Source organism: Mesorhizobium sp. M1A.F.Ca.IN.020.06.1.1 (assembly GCF_004023265.1).
Taxonomy (GTDB): Bacteria; Pseudomonadota; Alphaproteobacteria; order Rhizobiales; family Rhizobiaceae; genus Mesorhizobium.
This window is the reverse complement of record NZ_RZSR01000876.1, coordinates 1-2,544: the sequence shown is the minus strand read 5'-3', so window position 1 is coordinate 2,544 and position 2,544 is coordinate 1. Positions and strand designations below refer to the sequence as shown.

The 2,544-nt window shown below is 63.1% G+C and carries 2 protein-coding genes and 1 pseudogene; 2 read left to right on the top strand and 1 reads right to left on the bottom strand.

Features of this window, described 5'->3' with window-relative positions; all coding sequences use genetic code 11:
* Nucleotides 1-396 (bottom strand): MFS transporter (locus EOA60_RS28370; protein ID WP_128312263.1); only part of this gene is annotated, 396 nt, incomplete at its 3' end.
* Between the two features lie 148 nt (nt 397-544).
* Between EOA60_RS28370 and EOA60_RS28365 the strand changes: the two are divergent.
* Nucleotides 545-1,440: pseudogene (locus EOA60_RS28365) on the top strand (LysR family transcriptional regulator).
* Between the two features lie 146 nt (nt 1,441-1,586).
* Nucleotides 1,587-2,414 (top strand): transporter substrate-binding domain-containing protein, encoded by an 828-nt coding sequence (locus tag EOA60_RS28360; protein WP_245479261.1) that lies wholly within the window; start codon nt 1,587-1,589, stop codon nt 2,412-2,414.
* The last annotated feature ends 130 nt before the right edge of the window (nt 2,415-2,544 follow it).

The window sequence follows — 2,544 nt, the reverse complement described above, 5'->3', positions numbered from 1 at the left end:
GCGCATGACGATCGCGGTCGACATCGACCAGAAGCCGCCGATCGCCATGCCGAGCAGCGCGCGGCCGGCCATCAGGAACGCGTAGTTGGAGGCGAAGGTGACGGCAAGCCCGGACGCGATGAGAAGCACAGTGAAGCCGGTGACTACCAGCCTGCGATCGATGCGGCGCGTCAGGCCAGCGACCAGCAGGCTGGTCACGACAGCGAAAATGCCCGAAATCGAGATCGCCTGGCCCGCCCGACCCTCGGTGATACCGAGATCGGTCGCGATCGGCGACAGCAGGCTGACCGGCATGAACTCCGAGGCGATGAGCACCGAAACGCAAAGCGCCATCGAGAGCACCGCGCCCCGCATGGCGCGGTCTTCGACAAGCCTTGTGTCGTAAGTGGTTTCCATTCGGGGGCATCCTTGCAAGCGGGGCGCCGGAATCGGCCACGGCCGCCGCGACCTGCCCGGAAGATATTGCAGTGCAACCAATTCGATTAGAGCAGATAATCCGTATGGACTTATCGACCTGTGATATAAATCGACCAGGAGGTTCTCCATGCAGCGCGGCGACATGAAAGATTTGCTGTGGTTCCTGGCTGTCGCCCGGGAGCGCAGCTTCACCAGGGCAGCGGCGGAACTCGGCACGTCACAGTCGACGCTCAGCCACACCATCAAGCAGCTGGAAGCCCGCCTCGGCGTTCGCCTGCTTACGCGCACGACGCGAAGCGTGGCGCCGACGGAAGCCGGCGAGCGGCTCTACCAGTCGCTCGCCCCACGCTTCGAGGAGATCGAGGCCGATCTCGCGGGTCTGGTCGCCTTCCGGGACAAGCCCGCTGGCACGGTACGCATCACGCTGTCCGACCATGCGCTGGAGACGACGGTCTGGCCGAAGCTCGAGCCGATGCTCTGCGACTATCCCGACTTGCGCGTCGAGCTCTACAGCGACAACGGCATGCGCAACATCGTGGAGGAGCGCTTCGACGCCGGCGTGCGGCTTGGCGAGAGCGTCGACCGGGACATGATCGCGGTGCGGATCGGCCCCGACTGGCGGCTGGTGGCCATCGCCTCGCCGGATTATTTTTCCCGCCGCCCAAGTCCCGAGGACACCGCAGGATCTGGTCGGGCATGACTGCATCGGCCTGCGGCAGGCGACGTTTGGCGGGCTCTATACCTGGGAGTTCGAGAAGAAGGGCCGCGAGCTTCGGGTCCGGGTCGATGGCCAGCTGACCTTCAACTCGACCCTGCCGATGATCGATGCGGCGCTAAGCGGCTACGGCATCGCTTATGTCCCGGAAAACCTCGTCAGCCGCCACATCGCGGACGGGCGGCTGACGCTCGTGCTCGATGATTGGAGCCTGCCCCTTTCCGGGCTATCACCTCTATTATCCGAGCCGGCGGCAGCTTTCTCCGGCGATGGCAGTCGTCGTCGAGGCGCTTCGGCATCGGAGTTGAGCCTGGGGCCGGGGCGGCACGAGCGCCGAGCAGTGGACGCTCATTGCAGGCTAAACTCGGCAATGCCCGACAAAAGATGCTTGACTCGCCCTGCGCCTTCCGGACAATTGTGTTGTCAGACATCTTACATACGAGAGGGAGGTTTCGTGAGGAGATTGATCGCTTGTTTCGCGCTGGCTGCCGGCGCGCTCGCATTCGTGTCGGCAGCGCGAGCGGGAGAAACCCTGGATCGCGTCACATCCAAGAAGGCCATGATGGTCGCGACCAACAGCGGCTGGCCGCCGCAGAGCTTTCTCGACGAAAGCAACCAGTTGGTGGGTTTTGATATCGACGTCTCGAAAGCGATCGCCAAGCGTCTGGGCGTGGAGGTCAGCTTCGAGACGCCCGACTGGGCCACAATGACCGGCGGCCACTGGCAGGGCCGCTACGACCTCGGCGTCGGCTCGGTGACGCCGACCAAGGCCCGGGCCAAGGTGATCGATTTCGCCGGCATCTATTATTACAGCCCTTATGTTTATGTGGTCCACAAGGACAGCAAGGCGAAGTCCGTGAACGAGCTGAACGGCAAGGTGATCGGTGTCGAAACCGCCACGACTTCGGAAGATTTCATCCGCCGTCAGCTGGAGATCGACGCTCCCGGCCTTCCGCCAGTCGAATACAAGCTGCAACCCGGCGAGATCCGGACCTTTGCCGATTCCATGCTGCCATTCGACGATTTGAGACTTGGGGACGGCGTGCGGCTCGATGCAGTCATCGCGCCCGAGCAGACCGCCCAGAACGCCATCAAGAACGGGTATCCGCTGCGCATTCTTGAGGGCGACTACGCCTTCCGCGAGCCGCTGGTGGTGATCGCGGACAAGGGTGACGCCGAGTGGACCACCAAGGTCGGCGGCATCATCGACGAGATGAAAAAGGACGGCACGCTCGCCACGCTGACCACCAAATGGTACGGCAAGAACTACAGCACCGACTGACGTTCTTCGCGGGCGGCTTTCAAGGCCGCCCGCTCTCATGCGATTCATCATGACCTATCCCGATACTTACTATCGCCGCACGCTTGCCGACGAGAAGGTCAGACCACCATTGGCGGGTCTGGCCGAATGC